The following is a 1,295-nucleotide window of genomic DNA, read 5'->3' on the forward strand; positions in this document are numbered from 1 at the left end:
TGTACCGCCCGCAGTTTTTGAGACACCGGATTGAAGCCTACGCGGCGAGGGCCGCGGATGGAAGCTGGTTTTGCCGGACGGCTTTCGGCGTCTGAAAGCCATGCCGGGCAATCAGCCAGGTGGAGTTGTAGCTCTCCTGGAAAGCCAGCAGCGCCTGGCGCAGCTCCTCGATGGTCTCGAAGCGGTGCACCCACAGCAGGTTCTCCTTGAGGGTGCGGATGAACCGTTCTGCACAGCCATTCCCTTCCGGCGCGCGCACGAAAGCGGGCGAGCTCTCAATCCCGAGAAACCGCAACTCGTCCTGGAATGCTCGCGACATGTATTGGCTGCCATGGTCGTGCCGGACCGACAGGCCTGAAGCAATCCCTTTAGCAAAGCCGCCAAAGTGCTCGCGTACGCCCTGGCGCAGCGGCTCGAGAGCCTCAAAGCGGGTGGCCTGGCGACTGGCGTGAAGGCCGACGCACTCGGCACTGTAGTGATCGACCGCCACGAAAACAGCGACTTGCCCTTCGCCGGTCCAGGCAGTGGTCATGTCCGTGCCCCACAAGGTATCGATGGTCTCCGGAATGATCGTGCCGTCATGGTTGCGCGGCCCGCGGGGTGAGCCGGTCCGGGACGGCGCCAGGAGGTCGTGCTCGCGCATCAGCCGCAACACCCGGCGCAGCGAGGTGCGGATGCCCTTCAGGCGCAGGCGCGCCCAGACCTTCCGATGGCCTTCGCCATGGAACGGACTGGCGGCCAGGACGGCGCGGATCTCGGTTGTGAGCTCCGGATCGGGCCGTGGTCCAACCGGGCCGCGGCGCTGCCGGTCCGTTTGCGGTTTGCGATGGCGGTAGACGCTCGCCCGGGCCACGCGCCAGATCCGGCAGACGCGGGCCAGGCCATAGGGCTGGCCGCGGCTCGGCGAGAGGGCCCGGCTCATCGCCTCGACCTCCTCTGGGCTAAAGGGCGGCCGCTCTCCAGAAGGGTGATCTTGGCCTCCAGCAGTTCGCGCTCCAGCAGCATCTCGCCAAGCCGGGCCTTGAGCCGCTCAGTCTCCAGCGCCTCACCAGTGGCCGGCCGGGTGGCGAGACTGGCCTCGCCGGCCGCCAGGAAGGCCTCGCGCCAGTCGCTCAGCGTGGCGGCCGTCACGCCCAGCGAGCGGGAGACCGTGTCCAGATCCTCACCGCGCAGCAGCCGCAGAACCGCCTCGCGCTTGCGCTGGCGCGACATCCGCCCACCGCGGCCCAAACCGGCCGCATCCTTCATCGTCTCTGTCATCGTCATCACCCTTCTGCGGATCCCGTCCGCTTATA

Annotated in this window: 1 pseudogene; it reads right to left on the bottom strand. The window is 67.6% G+C overall.

From position 1 onward, the window contains the following. Positions 1-37: 37 nt before the first annotated feature. Positions 38-1,266, bottom strand: a pseudogene (locus KBI52_RS01480) (IS3 family transposase). Between the last annotated feature and the right edge of the window lie 29 nt (positions 1,267-1,295).

The sequence above is a fragment of the Microvirga sp. HBU67558 genome (genome assembly GCF_018069605.1).
In the GTDB taxonomy this organism is placed as follows: Bacteria; Pseudomonadota; Alphaproteobacteria; order Rhizobiales; family Beijerinckiaceae; genus Microvirga; species Microvirga terrae.